15 protein-coding genes and 1 pseudogene are annotated in these 15,850 nt (G+C 43.0%); 11 read left to right on the top strand and 5 right to left on the bottom strand.

The annotated features are described in order from the left end of the window. Nucleotides 1-131 precede the first annotated feature (131 nt). On the top strand, nt 132-440 hold the full coding sequence (locus MHH82_RS16005; RefSeq protein ID WP_251495826.1) for a class I SAM-dependent methyltransferase: 309 nt from the start codon (nt 132-134) through the stop codon (nt 438-440). 105 nt (nt 441-545) lie between these two features. Here the strand turns inward: MHH82_RS16005 and MHH82_RS16000 are convergent, their stop codons facing one another. Then, entirely contained in the window at nt 546-1,475 is a 930-nt protein-coding gene (locus MHH82_RS16000) for a ketopantoate reductase family protein (protein ID WP_340966730.1), read from the bottom strand. 149 nt (nt 1,476-1,624) lie between these two features. On the opposite strand from MHH82_RS16000, the gene MHH82_RS15995 reads away from it, so the two are divergent. The 4 genes from MHH82_RS15995 (at nt 1,625) to MHH82_RS15980 (ending at nt 4,714) form a co-directional block, all read left to right on the top strand. Then, nucleotides 1,625-2,194 (top strand): TetR/AcrR family transcriptional regulator, encoded by a 570-nt coding sequence (locus MHH82_RS15995; protein WP_340966728.1) that lies wholly within the window; start codon nt 1,625-1,627, stop codon nt 2,192-2,194. Between the two features lie 64 nt (nt 2,195-2,258). Next, a complete protein-coding gene (locus MHH82_RS15990) occupies nt 2,259-2,588 on the top strand; it encodes a helix-turn-helix domain-containing protein (protein WP_340966726.1) in 330 nt (109 codons plus the stop codon). A gap of 205 nt (nt 2,589-2,793) precedes the next feature. Then, nucleotides 2,794-3,525: a hypothetical protein gene (locus MHH82_RS15985; RefSeq protein ID WP_340966724.1), complete on the top strand. Its 732-nt coding sequence runs from the start codon at nt 2,794-2,796 to the stop codon at nt 3,523-3,525. A gap of 385 nt (nt 3,526-3,910) precedes the next feature. Beyond that, on the top strand, nt 3,911-4,714 hold the full coding sequence (locus MHH82_RS15980) for an undecaprenyl-diphosphate phosphatase (protein WP_015735364.1): 804 nt from the start codon (nt 3,911-3,913) through the stop codon (nt 4,712-4,714). Between the two features lie 596 nt (nt 4,715-5,310). Here the strand turns inward: MHH82_RS15980 and MHH82_RS15975 are convergent. Continuing rightward, the gene (locus tag MHH82_RS15975; RefSeq protein WP_015735363.1) at nt 5,311-5,916 is read right to left on the bottom strand and encodes a TetR family transcriptional regulator; all 606 of its coding nucleotides are present in this window, start codon (nt 5,914-5,916) and stop codon (nt 5,311-5,313) included. Nucleotides 5,917-6,102: 186 nt separating this feature from the next. On the opposite strand from MHH82_RS15975, the gene MHH82_RS15970 reads away from it, so the two are divergent. Together MHH82_RS15970 and MHH82_RS15965 are read left to right on the top strand one after the other, a co-directional pair. Then, nucleotides 6,103-6,921 carry an SDR family NAD(P)-dependent oxidoreductase gene (locus MHH82_RS15970; RefSeq protein WP_015735362.1) on the top strand — a complete coding sequence of 273 codons (819 nt, stop codon included), beginning with the start codon at nt 6,103-6,105 and terminating at the stop codon, nt 6,919-6,921. A 426-nt stretch (nt 6,922-7,347) separates the two neighbouring features. Continuing rightward, nucleotides 7,348-8,769 (top strand): hypothetical protein, encoded by a 1,422-nt coding sequence (locus MHH82_RS15965; protein WP_051425294.1) that lies wholly within the window; start codon nt 7,348-7,350, stop codon nt 8,767-8,769. On the opposite strand, the gene MHH82_RS15960 is transcribed toward MHH82_RS15965, so the two are convergent. Then, nucleotides 8,759-9,133 (bottom strand): winged helix-turn-helix transcriptional regulator, encoded by a 375-nt coding sequence (locus MHH82_RS15960; RefSeq protein WP_036660404.1) that lies wholly within the window; start codon nt 9,131-9,133, stop codon nt 8,759-8,761. The two genes, MHH82_RS15965 and MHH82_RS15960, sit on opposite strands and share 11 nt — an antisense overlap. A 168-nt stretch (nt 9,134-9,301) precedes the next feature. Here MHH82_RS15960 and MHH82_RS15955 point away from each other — a divergent pair, with 168 nt between their 5' ends. Continuing rightward, nucleotides 9,302-10,567, top strand: a complete 1,266-nt coding sequence (locus MHH82_RS15955) for an extracellular solute-binding protein (protein WP_251495810.1) — start codon at nt 9,302-9,304, stop codon at nt 10,565-10,567. Here the strand turns inward: MHH82_RS15955 and MHH82_RS15950 are convergent. Further along, on the bottom strand, nt 10,535-11,149 hold the full coding sequence (locus tag MHH82_RS15950; RefSeq protein WP_251495808.1) for a TetR/AcrR family transcriptional regulator: 615 nt from the start codon (nt 11,147-11,149) through the stop codon (nt 10,535-10,537). The genes MHH82_RS15955 and MHH82_RS15950 overlap by 33 nt on opposite strands. 182 nt (nt 11,150-11,331) lie before the next feature. On the opposite strand from MHH82_RS15950, the gene MHH82_RS15945 reads away from it, so the two are divergent. Together MHH82_RS15945 and MHH82_RS41655 are read left to right on the top strand one after the other, a co-directional pair. After that, nucleotides 11,332-12,198 carry an SDR family oxidoreductase gene (locus tag MHH82_RS15945; RefSeq protein WP_251495806.1) on the top strand — a complete coding sequence of 289 codons (867 nt, stop codon included), beginning with the start codon at nt 11,332-11,334 and terminating at the stop codon, nt 12,196-12,198. 553 nt (nt 12,199-12,751) lie between these two features. After that, entirely contained in the window at nt 12,752-13,039 is a 288-nt protein-coding gene (locus MHH82_RS41655; protein ID WP_353057768.1) for a GNAT family N-acetyltransferase, read from the top strand. A gap of 387 nt (nt 13,040-13,426) precedes the next feature. Here MHH82_RS41655 and MHH82_RS15940 read toward each other — a convergent pair. After that, a pseudogene (locus MHH82_RS15940) lies at nt 13,427-14,446 on the bottom strand (MFS transporter); the annotation flags it as partial. Here MHH82_RS15940 and MHH82_RS15935 point away from each other — a divergent pair. Next, a complete protein-coding gene (locus tag MHH82_RS15935) occupies nt 14,394-15,281 on the top strand; it encodes a LysR family transcriptional regulator (RefSeq protein ID WP_340966715.1) in 888 nt (295 codons plus the stop codon). The pseudogene MHH82_RS15940 and the gene MHH82_RS15935 overlap by 53 nt on opposite strands. Nucleotides 15,282-15,850: the final 569 nt, after the last annotated feature.

Here is a 15,850-nt window from a genome sequence, read left to right as displayed (position 1 = left end):
CGCATAATCAGCGGCTTTTTATACACCATTTATTAAACTAACGGGCAGGATTACGTAACACCAGTATGGAATATAAATGGACTTGATAACGGATTAAGGACTTTAAATTTGATGAGAAAAGGAGGATGAATATGGGGAGCTACGATAGTGATGCTGAGCAATATAACGGTATGGTGAACTCGGGAGGGCCAGAAGGTTCCTACAGATATATTTTACAACAACTAAAGAATCTATCTGTTCTGGCCGACCTAAGAATTTGTGACATCGGTTGTGGTCAGGGTGAATTAGCCTACCGTTTATCCGAGCTTGGAGCAAAAGTAACTGGAGTCGATTTGAGTGAAAATCTTTTAGTGTACGCCCGAAACCTTAATAGCGTTACCCCTCGTTTCCCGTCCTCACTGCCTAAGCCGCCCGTCGCATCGACAGAGTGCACCCCTTAGAATAGACATTGGAAAACCCCATGGGTAATCCGATGCATGCTAAAGCGTGTATTTTTATGCCAAGAAGCAGATTTGGCTTACGCTCGAAACCATCGGAAGGCTTCTTTATATTTCTTTTGCATATTCCGTATTTTCAAATGCCATCGTAAGACGCGGCAAAGGTATGCCTAACTTTTTTGCTTCTCTCACAACTTCAATTACCGCAAAACCTGCTTTACTATTGTTGTATTCGACGAAAAGTCGCGGTAAGCTGCTCTTTGCAAAAATAACCTTGTTAAAAAGCGGGCCGAGAAGTGCCGGTGGAATCTTGGTCAGCAGTAGAGTAATCGCGTCCATCTTTGCGCCTCTTGCTTTAAGTATGGGCATCATTTCCCTCATATGCTTACCAACATTTGCGAAGGAGTCACTATGATTCATAAGTGCTGGAAAGCTTCCGCGTTTTAACACCTCGGCCTCCATCGCCGCATTCATGGCAAAGTGATTCCATAGCCAGCTTTGCATATCCTTGATCCAACTGATTTTAAAATGGGCACTTTCAAATAGTTCTTTGATCTGGTTGTTCATCTGTTCCGTGCCTGCCCGTGGTTTCTCCAGAAATATCATTTTCAAAAAGCCGCCTCTAAGCTTATTGTCCGTGATGCCGCCCCCTGCTGCTGGAAATCCAAAGACCACCTTGTTCATAGACAATGGCGAGATCGCTGATTTTAAGTCTTGCCAAAGATTATTGAAGATGAGGATTGGGGTGTTCCCGGCGGCAGTCGATAGGAGCTGTGCTGCTGATGGAAGTTGCTCCGTGTTGACACTCGCAATAATGAGATCGTAATTTGACCCTATCTCCTCATGCAGTGTGACGTTCCAGTTTTCTTTTATGAGCTGTTTCCCTCTTCGTGCGTCCCACATTTCAAGCGCGATATGGCTTCCGAAGGTTTCTTTTCTCCCTTTTCTAACGTAAAACTCAACGGTATGCCCTGCCTTTTCGAGCGCCCAAGCATATTGGGTCGATATTACGCCTCTACCGAAGAATAAAATTTTCATGTTAGCCTCCCTATAATAGTTGATAATCTTTGTTTATGATCCAACAACGTGTTGTATAATGTTATTGTATAGAGTCACTATACGGTCATCAACCATCAGATTTTTAATATCTGTCGCATAATCGATTGAACAGAAAATGGAGGCAAATCATGAAAAAGCAACCTGAAATTACGGACAAAACAAGGCAAACCTTTATCAATGTATTCTGTGATTTATATAGCCAAAAACCAATTGAAAAAATATCTATTCAAGAGATTGCTAACAAGTCAGGATATAATCGCAGTACATTTTATCAATACTTTACAGATATCTATGCGTTGTTGGACTATGTTGAAGAGAGTGTCTTGAAATCCATTCACGAGGAAATGGCAAGCAGGGAACTTTCTACGCATACTTTCCAAGATGCGCTTCAATGCTTGGAAAATACCGAAGAAATTTCAGTCTTGAAAGCCCTCTTGGGCGACTATGGTTCTGTTCATTTTGTTGAACGCCTGAAAAGAGAAATTCCCTTTGAAAGATTGATTGCAGACTTCCCAACAAATGATGTCTTAGCGCCATACCTGGTTGAGTTTTACATATCAACATTACTATCTTTGTTTCGCCTTTGGATACGCAACGGCAAAGATTTATCGTCGGAAGAATTGGTCAAGCTGATCGATAGCCTATTTGCAAATGGGATAAAACCGTATTATATCTTTGGCACGGTCAATGAAGGGTAAACGCGGATCAAAATGGTATTCTATACTCTATACACATGTGGCAGTCAAAGGTGAGGTTTATGTTATGCCAAGTTTTTTCATAGACTGCGAAGCACGATTTTTATCGGGTGGCCTTCTCCTTCAGCACAAGAAAACAGAAGAAGTTATGAGTTCACTGATTCATGGGAACGAAGAGAACATGTCCTATCGAGAGGTGGCTAGGCGACTGGGGATTCGGAATAAGACACAAGTTGAGGTATGGGTGAAATGGCAGCAAGAAGGTAGAGCTATAGAGCAAGAAGCCTTTCATAAAGGACGTCCCAAGACAAAGCTTACCCGTCTTGAAGAAGAAATAGCCTTAAAGGCTGAGATCGCATACCTAAAAAAGCTGTATCCAAATCAACACGGGGAGTGACGAGCAAAGCCATTCGTTGCCAGATCATCGAAGAATTGAGACAGGAATATCCGTCTAAAGTGGCTTTTGCAGCTAGCGGACGTTTTGAAAAAAATTGGATATTTTCACAACAAATATGCGAATGTTTCCGTCTAAATAGACGACTATAATGATTGGGATATGTGTCAGAGATCATATCAAATACGAAAGTAGGGAGCGGTCTTTAATGAAAAAAACAGTACGAGCATTAATCTTATTAGGAGTAATTACGGGATGTGGCACCCCGTCCTCAGATGCTCCTTCAGCAACAAATATTAACAGTGTAACGGAGCAGCCTACTGCCAATGCAGTAGCACCTGAAACAAAGCAGTTCCAGTTGAAGTATACAACGTCTTTAACTGCCGAACCACTAACTAAAGTCACTCCAGTAGAACTATCTAAACAATTGAAGAGCCAAGAGGTTGATGATTCCAAGGTTTTAACTTATAAAAAGAATGATGATGTAGAGAAAATTTATGCTGTACTTCATTCCAAAGACGGAACCTATGATATAGGACAGATCGGGTATGAAGGGGCTAGCGACTATTCGACAAGTACAGTTGATGTTTTGGGCCAATCTTACGTTAAAGTGACCGGCTCTGTTGGAGCTAACGCACCTATTTCCAATTATTTGTCGCTCAGTACTTCCCCCCAGGTGCTGTGTATAGAAGCACATACTGTGGAGGTTGATGTAGATCAGGACGGGATTAAGGAAATCGTTGCTACTGCAGGTACAGCAGCGGAAACATCTATCTATAAAATAGAGAATGATTCCCTGGTAAGCGTAAATCTTAATGAAGTCATGAATGCCGCTGTAGTGATGTATGACCAGGAATACAACACTTTTAAAGCAGAAGTGACCAAAGGCGAGATCTCACAATGGAAAATTGAAGCTAACCTGCTAGTGCCTTTACTATGATTTTAAGTGAATTTTGAAGAAAGGGTGCTGCCAATGGAAATCCTGCCTATCAAAAAATGGTTGAGGAAGGGCACTTGGCGCACTATGAGCGTGAGATTGAGTTTCTAAATGATAATTTTGAAGACTGGATGTAGAACTGATCAATAGATGAGTTTCTTGGATAGCAAACAAGAATTCAAAAGGAGGATATTGCAGTTCCTGCCATTAGTTAGTCAAAGGGGTATTAAGACTAAAATAATGAGCAATGTGACAATAATGTAATACTAAATTGAATATTGTTATGTTATTCGATGGGAATACATAGATGTCCCCCTTATACTGGAAATTATTAAACAAGGTGTAGTTTATTGCCACCAACCAAATTTCCAAAAGGGGGTATCCACAGATGACTGAGGTAATTAAAGCAATAATACTTGGCATAATAGAGGGGTTAACAGAATTTTTACCAGTATCGTCTACTGGACATCTGATTTTAGCAGGCAATTTGCTTAACTTTGAGGGAGACGCTGCAATAACTTTTAAAATCGTTATTCAATTGGGTGCGGTGATGGCAGTTCTAATACTTTATTGGAAAAGATATTTGGAGATTGGTGCTAATCTGATTAGATTGGATTTTTCCCAAAGTAAAGGCTTAAATGTAGTTCATATGATTTTGGCTATGTTACCAGCATTAATTATATATCTTCTCTTCAAGGACACAATAAAAAGCCAATTATTCGGCCCAACCCCCGTCTTGATCGGTCTAGTTGCAGGTGGCTTGTTGATGATCATCGCTGCACGTAGTAGGAGAACTGAAACCGCTGATACGATGGATGGGATAAATTATAAACAAGCTTTCGGGATTGGACTGTTCCAATGTTTGGCTTTGTGGCCGGGATTTTCGAGATCGGGTTCAACGATTTCAGGTGGTCTTTTACTTGGTACTAGCCAAAAAGCCGCCGCAGATTTTACGTTCCTTATTTCCGTGCCTGTTATGTTTGGTGCAAGCTTGTTGGATTTGTACGATAGTCGCGATTTGCTGAATTCTGAGGATTTCTTTCTAATGATAATTGGCTTTACGACATCCTTTCTTGTGGCAATGATTGCAGTAGCGACGTTCATCAAACTGATTAAGCGACTTCGATTGGAATGGTTTGCTCTATACCGTTTTGTCTTAGCAGCGCTCTTCTATTTAATCGTCATACAGTAACCAGTTTTGTATTTGATTATTCAAGCAATCTACCACAAGGGAAACGTTAGTTTAATTGTGGGCATGGGGAAGAAGGATAAGATGAAACTTAGAGGGACACTTACGGAGCAAGCATATCGAAATTAGCAAATAAGTACCCAGATAAATACCAAGAAGGAAAGGAATCTTTTGTTAATGAGTTAGTAGAGATGGTTAGTAAGAGAAATGAGAGGATTATACATGTGGGGGAATATGGAACCGGGGTATTATATCACCCTACAGAATTACTTTTGAATTATTTACACCAATGGTTTAGCCATTGCCGAAAAAGAGGCAAGCAAACAAACATAGGTGTCGAAGGACAAGAACATGGTCCTATTGAAAGTCGCTAAAATAGCGGCTTTTTTGTTTTATCGGCACAAATTCTTGCCCCGATTCGAGGACAAGAACTTGTACCGATTGCCATAAAGGACAAGAACATAGCCTCATTACCGATTAGATAAGTATCTAACTATGTTTCCATGCAAGCAGTTTAGTTGAAGATTAGTCACGGAGAACCATACCATACGCGCCGGCAAAAAATAGGGGGTGTGGATAGACTTAAATACCCTTTTGGATTACCCCGATTCCTCTTGTGAGCCTTGCAGATTAAGCGTACGCAAGTTCGACATCAGGAAGGGCAGCACATGCTCGATGAATTGTTCCGCCGGCTCTTCCTGCCGTTGACTCCACTTCACAACCACCCCATAAATTGACCAACTGATCATCGTCGCGACCCATTCCATTCTTCGCTGCTCTTCCGCCGGGAGGTCTTTGACATGCGCCATGCAAGAGATGATGACATTGTACAGTTGTTGCTTGGCATTGTCCTCCATCGCCCGCGAAAGGGTTCGCCGAGCATTTAGCAGCTTCGTCGTTTCAATCTGCCACTCACAGACTGCCAGCATTAGATTGCGCAACAGCTCTGTACCCTGCATTTGCGTACCGGGAGGAATCTGTGTTGATAGAATTTCCGTAAATGCGCTGGTCATGGTTAACTCAAGCAATTCATATTTATCTTGATAATGGTTATAAAAGGTGGCTCGGTTCAGTTCAGCACGATCCATAATATCCTGAATCGAGAGGTTTTCGAAGTCCATTTCTACAAGCAAATCCGTAAATGCTTTCTGAATATATTTCCTCGTTCGCTTTGCGCGAGGATCATTCGGGTTCACTAAACCCATCCCACACCATCTCCTTGTATCGTGATCCGTAGTCGGGAAGAATACAATTTGGATCTATTGTTGTCTACACAACAGATCTGCTCTTTTGCTGATTGATTCGCATTGGAGATTACTATTAATATGGTAATTGACAACTGTTGACTAGTCAACATTTATAGCTTAATTCATATGTGGGAGAGTGGGAAGGTGAAGGACTTATTCGTAGCAGGAGGTACTTCCGGGATGGGCAAAGGGCTCGCCATTTATTATTTACGCCAGGGCAGCAGAGTGACGGTGACAGGCAGCAACCGTCTCCGGGGTAAGGAATTTCTAGACGAGGCTGCACGACTTGGCGCCGCAGACCGGGCATTCTTTATTCAAGCTGATCTATTATCATTGTCTGAGAACCGCCGCGTCATTCAAGAAGTTCAACAACACCATATGTCGCTTGACGGACTGGTGCTTACAGCGATGCAACAATTTCCTAAACGGAAATTGACTCCAGATGGTTTTGAAAGCACTTTTGCGCTCTATTATGTCAGCCGATTTATTCTGAGTTATGGTTTAACGGAATTGTTGGAGAGGGGGACCAATCCGGTCATTGTAAGCATCGGAGGCACTGGAATGACGAAGGGATTCGTTCACTACGATGACCTTACACTTCAACAGGGGTATGGTCTGTTGAAGGCGACTCTGCAGGGAGGACGGGCGAATGATTTGCTGGGGGTTGCGTATGCTGAGAACCACAAGAACGGGAAGACGCGTTTCATACTTAACCATCCCGGATATACCCATAGCGGTACGAATCATTTGGCCCAGCCTTTCAAGGGAATATTGCGCGTAATGGGCAAGCTCTTCGCACAGCCGGTGGAGAGGAGTATTCAACCGATCATTAAGCTGATGGATAATCCTCCATCCCAGCCCCTCATCGCCTGGGACCGAACCAAGCCCGTTGATCTCGATCTCCCGACGCTTAGCAAGAAGGACGCACTAAAATTATATCAGTTGACCAAGCATATTCTTTAACATTTGGCCGAAATTGATGTTGGATAGGCCGCTATTGATATCTATATGAAATACAAAGAATGAATGATGAATTGACAGGTGAATAATTTCAACAGTCAGACCTTACATATTTAGATCTGACTGTTTTTTTTTCTGTGTAAAGTGAACAGCCGAAAAAGGTACTAATCCGAATGTCGAAGGACAAGAACATAGTCCGATTACCGATTAGATAAATTTCTTATCATTTTGCAATTATAGGATGGAATAATGATAGGCTTGTAAACTCGCTCTACCTAATTTACGGGTATTTTCTATCCTTATGTTAACTAAGGTTTCCTTCATGAAACTTAGTCACTTCATTGAAATTGACATACCCAAAAGTGCGTACTTCTCAAGTATGTCAATTGAATTTATACTGAGTCAGAAATAACGAAAGGGGGAGATTAATTGGAATATCGGATCAAAATAGAGGATAGCAGCCTGCGACTTGGGACGCGAATTGATATCGAGACTACGACGTTTCGTTCTGTAGACTCTCAAGAGAAATCGCATTGGGAACTCCCTGCTGGAGTGTACCGCGCAAAAGATATCGTCCGCGAAATAAGTGCATTACTCGAGGCGGTTTGCTTACAGCTTGGGGACTCTGCAGCCGCTGAGTCGCTCTTAAGGAATCTCCAATCCAGCTTAGGAGTTTCCGGAAGAGAAGCCGTGCTGCCGTTGGCCTTAATCGCCTCGGGAGATGAAACGAAACGCCCGTTCCTCGATCAGGCGCAACAAATCGGAAACACGTTGTCTAGCTGGGCTCGAGAATATTATTTAGAGAAGTCGGCTTGGCTGATGTACGGAGAAAAATCCTTACTCCAGCTTGTTCATAGAAGCCAGTGTGACAATCATCGGTGGACGCCAGAGGTGGTAAGCATTTTAATGGGGCCTAAGGGTAGCCCCGAAATCATGCAGTTGTTTAATGAGTATCTGCACCAACTGATCCTCCTGAGAGATGCGTTGATGCCTTTTGAGAACTGGGAGGAAGTTCCTATTATGATCGTGGAGGGGGATCAAGCGAAGGGACTTCGATTTATCGAGCCGGCGCGGAATCGCTTTCTCACAGAACTGATGGTCAAACGAATGCCACACAAAGAGGTTGTACGCTTCGCGCAAAGTTTCCTAAGCCCTGAACTCTCCATGGTTGGATACGGATTTCAATACCGTCTCGGGATGGTGCTGCCTGCGGCAATCGGAAAACCGATTACCGCCACAAAAAGCTTACTTTGCTGGCATCCCGCTCATCTATTGCCGTATGAGAAGGCCGGGGGGACAGACTCCTTTGTCATCGATTATGCTGAGGGAGATTACTACGCAGTCACCCGCAGTTGGATCGGTTCCCGTACATCAGAGCAACAGAATAACAATGAAGTGAGTTTCGAAAACGAAATAGATATCGTACCCGAAGCAAATGAACAAGGCCGGGTTATATTAAATCTGAGATTGTCGGATGGGAATTACGAGTATTGTGTGGATGTTGGGCAGGCTATGCGAGGACACCGATATATGTATCGTCCTGAGCAAATCCACGTATCCGCGGAAAGTACAGCCTGGCCGGCCCGTTCCGCATGGATCGAACACTCTGCTTCGGATATATTGGGGGTGACAGGACTCGCGGCCTTTGATGATGACGGCGTTCACTACATTTCGGTTGGAGGCAATCCGCTCGTGGTGTGGGCACTGCTTGGCAAACTGTTTCCGCTAAATGTGGTTGTAATCATTGACGAACAAGCCGATGAGGTGGAGGCGCCGCATCTGGCAGGTAGTAAATTAAGAGGGTTAATTCTGTTGAATGGAAGCTATTCTCGTCAAGTTGTTACCCGTTAACCTCATGCTCTTGTATTGCGGATGGCAGTTCGTCGTCCGGAAATAACCGCATATAATCTGTCCCAAAGTCCCGAAGCTGGATTAATATAACCATGAGCGCCTCTCCCAATTGGGTTAGCGAATATTCGACCTTTGGCGGAACTACCGCATACACTTTCCGGGCGATTAATCCGTCGTTTTCCAAGTCTCTTAACTGCACCGTCAGCATTTTTTGCGTAGCTCCGGGCATCAACTTCTGAAGTTCGTTGAACCGGTAGGTTTGTTTCGATAAATGACTTAAAATCAAAGGCTTCCATTTCCCACTTATTAATCCGAGCGTGATTTCGGAGGTACAAAGAAAAACGCTATTGCGGTATTCGATCATATTCAATACCCCTCTTTTTTTGTTATTATAATCGACTAATCATCCCTGTTTAATATGAATATTATCAAACCGAGCCCATCGTTTCAAGTATGAAACCCATGCTCAAAAGGAGTAACCAGATATGTTGACCATTAAAAAGTTGCCGTTCTGCCGCTTGTGCTGGTGATATTGATCCTTATTTCAGCTTGCTCGGGACGGAATGAAGTCTCCGATCAAATCACCGAATCGGCAAGCCGTTCTTCGAACGGTGAAACGGTAGACGGGCAGGCTGTCTACCCAATCCAAAATGGGGCCGAACTGACGTACTGGCTGCAAAGCCAGACGACGCTCAAACCGAGCGTTAACGATATTCCTTTTTATCAGGAATGGCAGAAACGGATCGGGGTACCGATTCGGTTTTCTGAGGTGTCTGCAACACAGGCAAAGGAATCGTTCAGCGTAATGCTTGCTTCAGGAAATTTACCCGACATTATCGAATATAATTGGCTGGATGGTGTATCAGGTGGGCCTGAAAAGGCATTGAAAGACGGATATATTTTAAGACTGAACGAACTCATCGACCGGCATGCGCCGAACTTGAAAAAGTATTTACAGGAGCATCCCGATATCGACAAATTGGTGAAAACGGACAACGGAGACTATTATGCATTTCCGTTTCTTAAAGAAGGCGGCATGACCACACAGTGGGCAGGTCCGGTGCTGCGCAAGGATTGGCTTCAGGAACTAAAATTGGAAGTCCCCACAACGATCGATGAATGGCACCAAGTGTTGATCGCGTTCAAGGAGCGAAAAGGCGTACGTGCACCATTGACTTTCAGCAGCCAAACCCATGCGCTGCAAGGTTTTCTGGATGGAGCTTTTATCGGGGCGTTCGGCGTCATCCGCGATTTTTATCACGAAGACGGGAAAGTGTTGTATGGTCCGCTGCAGCCTGGATATATACAGTTTTTGAAAACAATGAATCAATGGTACGAAGAAGGATTGCTCGACCCGAACTTTACGCAGAACGACCGAAAAACGCAGGATGCGAATCTGATGACAGGGGCTTCGGGAGCAACCGTCTCCTCGGGTGCCAATATCGACAAATGGGAGGCCGCTCTTAGGGATGGAGATCCGCGAGCGACTTTCGTGTTCGCGCCTTATCCCGTGCTGCAAAAAGGGGAGACCCCGAAATTTGGACAGGAAGCGTGGTTGTACGGGGCGGAAGCGTCTGCTGCGATATCCGCCAGCAGCAAGCATCCAGAGCTTGCCGTTCAAGTGCTTGATTACGCCTACGGAGAAGAGGGCTACCTGCTTTTCAATTATGGAATCGAAGGACAGTCATTCAACTGGAAAGGCGGCAAACCGGAGCTGACAGAATTAATCACGAGTAACCCGGACAATCTGTCCTACCTAGAAGCTTCACCTTCTCGGCAAGTGGTTCGTATCAAGTAGTTGAAAGGCGCCGTTTCCTATCAATTGCGTAATCATTAATGCGATCTCTCCGGGTGATTGTCGTCTATCTGTATCAATCCAGTGCTGAAGGATGCTTAAATTCGCCGATGCGATACTAGCAATGAGAAAATCGAAGGGCAGTAAAGAATTTGATACTTTAGGATGTTCAGAATTCAGTATGTTGGATAAATGTTGCTTTATTAAATAATCCTTAATTCGAATCCTGTAGGATGGATCGCCTTGAGGTCCGAGAATAACTCGGAAAAAATCCGCATTTTCCCCACAATACTCAACCACATCCACTAATGAGGGGTAAGGCGCTTTGTTATTTGCAAAATGCAGGTAGTCGAATGGATCTAGTTTGTCTATACGTTCTCTCAAACCTTCCCATACTTCTTCCTTTACTTTTTGGAGCATATCCATGGAATCCGTATAGTGTAGATAAAAGGTGCCACGATTTACGTCTGCTTTCTTGGTAATATCACTGACCGTAACACGTCCAGCCCCCTTTTCCTCAATTACTTCAAGTAAAGCTTTTTGCAATAGCCGTCTTGTCTTCAGTTTTCTCCGATCCATCTTCATCCCGTGCAAGTCCTCCAATATTTTTTAGTGAGTAATCGACAGATTTATCTTTATTTATTCATTAGTGTACATATCCCGGCTTATCTAATGATTGAGTTTTCCTCGACTCTTCCATACTATATAACTTGTAAATCATGATAATCAACATACGTGTTGAATAAAATCGGAAGGATAGTGGATTTATGAGTGACTTAAAACAACAGCGCATCGTTATGGTGACAGGAGCAAACTCCGGACTGGGCAAAGCGACGGCAATTTCTTTAGCAAAGCAAAATGCTAGAGTTGTTATGGTCTGTAGAGATCCACATCGTGGAGAACTTGCAAAAGAGGAAATCGTGAAAGAAAGCGGCAATCCGAAGATCGATTTGTTGATTTGTGACTTCTCCGCACTGTCCAACGTTAGAAGATTAGCGATTGAATACAGTAATAACTATGATCGTCTGGATGTATTAATCAATAATGCGGGCATTATAACGCGAGAGCGGCAGCTCACTCTGGACGGCTACGAAATGCAATTTGGCGTCAACCACCTCGCTCCCTTTTTATTAACCAACCTGTTATTAGAACAGCTTAAGATGAGTAAGGCGGGGCGAATCGTAACAGTCTCTTCTCTTGGACATTTTTATGGAAAGATTCACTTTGACAACTTACACTTCTCTAAGCGTTATCGCTATTTTAAGGCCTATGCGCAGACAAAACTTGCTAACATCTTGTTCACCTATGAGCTTGCCCGGCGTTTGGAGGGAACGGGGGTAACTGCAAATTGTCTTAATCCTGGAGAAGCAAAGACCAATATCAGCGTTTATACAGAAGGGGGATTTGCACAATTTCTAACTTCGCTGTTCACCCCGTTCCTAAAAACCCCCGATAAGCATGCGGATACTTCAGTTTATCTAGCAATGTCTCATGAAGTGGAAGGGGTTACCGGTAAATATTTCAGTAACCGAAAAACAGTTAAATCCAAGTCAACCACCTATGATCGAAAATTGGCCGCTCGTCTTTGGGAAGTAAGTGCCGAAATGGTGAATCTGTCGAGTTCTTTAAAATAGGGTACCGGACAACAACGGAACCTCGCGTGTGCTTCAGTGGCGTTTTCACGGAAGATTATACGGTTGTTACGACGGATAACATTAGTTCAATCATGAGTTCAATATTATCGTCAAAGGAGCCGGCCAAAGCGATGAGGGCCATCCATTGACAAAAGGATGGCCTTAAACCTGCCGTTGCAGACAGCACGGTGAACCGTACCATAAGTGACGGCGAAAAACTGGAGTACGAACCTAAGGAGTGTTGAAAATCTTGTAGTAAATAAGGGTACTAGTATTGGTTGGAGTGCAGAAGATCTAGAAGCTGATTGAAGCCTCATTCGGTTCAGTAATAGCCGAGGTTATCAGTTATCTTGAGGATAATCAACATAGAGCAGGGAAGAGAAGTCAAGAAACGGACAAAGAACATGAGCCGTTTACCGATTAAAAAAATATCTAACTAAGCTTCCATGCAAATTCATTATGCTAACAGATAACAATTGTCCTTTACTACGTTAACGGGCAGTAATCTTTGACAAGGATTTTGACTATTAACAATTGAACTACTTATAAAAAAATAATAAATGGTGGTGATATAAATGTAAGCGATGGGTTAGCTGTAATCGAGCAGGGAGAGCATTATCTAGAGGTAGATGAGTTATATGTTCGCCCTGAAAATCGGAGCGATAATATAGGTCAGGTAATGGTAGATAAGCTTCTTGAGGCCGCAGAAGGTAATGGCATAACTCGGTCTGTTGTATATTCTGCGACTAAGCAGTGGCATAAAATAATTGGTTTTAACGAGAAACATGGTTTAAAATGTGGTTTGTTCAAATGTACCGTTAAGAGCATTAGATTAAACTAACGGGAAACGATAGTTGAAATGTCCCAGCAACTTAATCAGCACCTCAAGGGGAATTTCATACATTGACTTTGGATTATCGGGATTTGGATATTACGCGTACGCAGATAATAACGGGAAGTTTGTGTCAATAATAAGGAAAAAAATCTGTCGGTGGACAAGAACATATTCCCAATGAAAGTCGCAGTTTAAGCGGCTTTTTTGTTTTATCGGTACAAGTTCTTGTCCCAAACCAAGGACAAGAACTTATACCGATTACCAGAATGGACAATAACATGTTCTCATTTACAATTAGGTATATATCTAATTAGAATTCTGCTTAGCCGATTCTCACGATCAGCTGCCGCTTACTGTTGAGGTAACGAATGATAATTTACAACTGTCAGATAACTAGGACTCATGCAACTGCCCTGTCTCCTTGTGCCGCCAATTCATGAATACCACTGACAATGCAATTAACGTGAGGATCATCCCAAGCACTCGGAATCCTTCGAAGGTGAAATTATCTCCCATTACAATGCTAATCAGTAAAGAAGAGAGAATGGTTCCCAGGTATCTTGAGGTATTGAATATTCCAGATGCTACATCAATAATTTCTTTTGGTGAACTTTTGAATAAGGCCGCATGCATAGCGACACTGTTCAACCCGTTACTAATACCGAATGCAGCTAAAGCCAGACACACACTGATAACTGGTGAAGTCTGATCCAGTGTCACGATCCACACGGACCCAAATGTTATCAGCATTCCGGACATAAGCAATGCTGGTCGAGGTCCTGATTTATTGATCCATCGTCCTGCTATTGGAGAAGCAATGAGCGAACACAAGCCTAAGCTTAGCATGAGCATCCCTGTATGAAACTCGCTGACATGACGTACGATTTGCAAGTAGGACGGAAGCCCGAAAAAGAGAGAGTAAAAAAGTAAGTTAACGACCATGAATTCGACATTGATCCAAGTCATTGCTGGATATTTAGCGAATGTCCGTAAAGGAATAAAGGGTGCCTTCGCTTTTAACTCATGTTGCACGAAAGCTCCCAGTCCAACCAAGCCAATCAGTCCGACAATAACGTTATTAAATGAAATTTGACCAGATGATTTTGCGGACAATAATCCAACGAGCAGAGCAACGAGACCCACGGTGAATAGCAGAACTCCTGATGCATCAATCAAATCAAACCATTTGCGAAAGGACATGTTGCGAGCAACAGATGTCGTAGACGGATCATCCTTAGGAATATGCTTCCAAGCTAACAAAAAGCTTGTTACCACGAAAGGAATATTAACCAAAAAGATAGCAGGCCAGCCCCACCAGTGAATGATGACCCCGCCAATAAAGGGGCCAATCGCTGCCGCTATGGAACTTCTACAACTGAAATATTTTCTCGAGGTAGCTCGTTTGGAACATATGACCGAAGCAGCACGAAGTCTGCATGTTACTCAATCGTCACTAAGCAAAACGATTAGTCGCTTGGAGGAGGATTTGGGAGTCCCGTTATTCGATCGTGTAAGGAGGAAACTGCGATTGAATGAGTTTGGAAGCAGATTCTATTTCCGTGCAGAAAGGGCGTTGTTTGAATTGGAACAGGGGAAGCAGGAGATTAGCGATTTGTCCAGCCCAGAACATGGCACACTCGAATTGGCGGTGACCACCGCAAGCACATTGCCTCAGATCCTTCGAGAGTTTCGGAACAAGCGTCCCGATATCCAATTTCATGTGCAAATGCTCACCATGCAGGAAATGGTTACGCTTCTTCATAGAGGAGAGGTTGATTTTTGCTTGTCCTCACCTCCTATAAAAGGGGAAGACATTGAATGTCAAATCATGTTCATCGACCCGATTCTTGTAGCTGTTCCCACAGGGCATCGGCTTGCTAACCGAAACAGCATATCTTTGACTGAGCTAAGGGATGAATGTTTTGTTGGTGTAAAAAGAGGCTACGGTACTCGTGATCTGGTGGATTCTATATGCAAATCGGTTGGATTTGTACCTACATATGTGTATAAGGGTGACGAACCTGCTAGGCTAAGTTCTCTAGTAGAAGCGGGAATTGGCATAGCCTTTATACCAAGTACGGCAAGGTATTCTGGGGAACATATCAAATATCTCAAAGTAGAGAATCATGATTTGGTACGGGAGATCGCTTTGTTATGGCACAGGAATCGGTACATTTCGCGGGCTGCTCTCGAATTCCGTGAGGTAGTTGTAGAATATTTCGGGACGATATCCAAACATACCCTTTAATTATCCTTCATAAAACCCAGAGAAGCAGTTCATCATCATGATCGTCTGCTTTTGTTGAACTAGCGGGCAGGTTAGATTAACAAAGAATGCCCAGTAAATTAAATCTTGCTCAGCTTTAATTTATCATAAATAAACCAAGACAGAGACCATTAAAATTTTGGAAAAAAACAAAATTAGCTAATCATGTCGGGGGACAAGACATGGTCCCATAGAAAGTCGCTAAAATAGCGGCTTTTTTGTTTTATCGGTACAAGTTCTTGTCCCGAATCGAGGGCGAGAACTTGTATCGATTATCGATTAGACAAGTATATAACTATGTTTCCATGCAATTTCATAATGTTTCAAAGGCTAGCTCGAGATAGCAGAGGAGGGGCTTTAAAAAAACATGTTCCAAGCTGGGAATATTTCTGTGAGATAAAGGAATCCAGTTTTCCAAAATGCGCATTTAATATAAAAAAACAGCTGATCATACGTGTATTGAATATTATCAGTACATGAATCCGCATAAAAAAGAACTATATGATCGTCCGAATGATACTATAAAAAAACGAAAAAAAGTAAGAAGTATG

This window comes from Bacillus sp. FSL K6-6540 (assembly GCF_038007545.1).
This window is presented reverse-complemented; position numbering and strand designations above follow the sequence as displayed.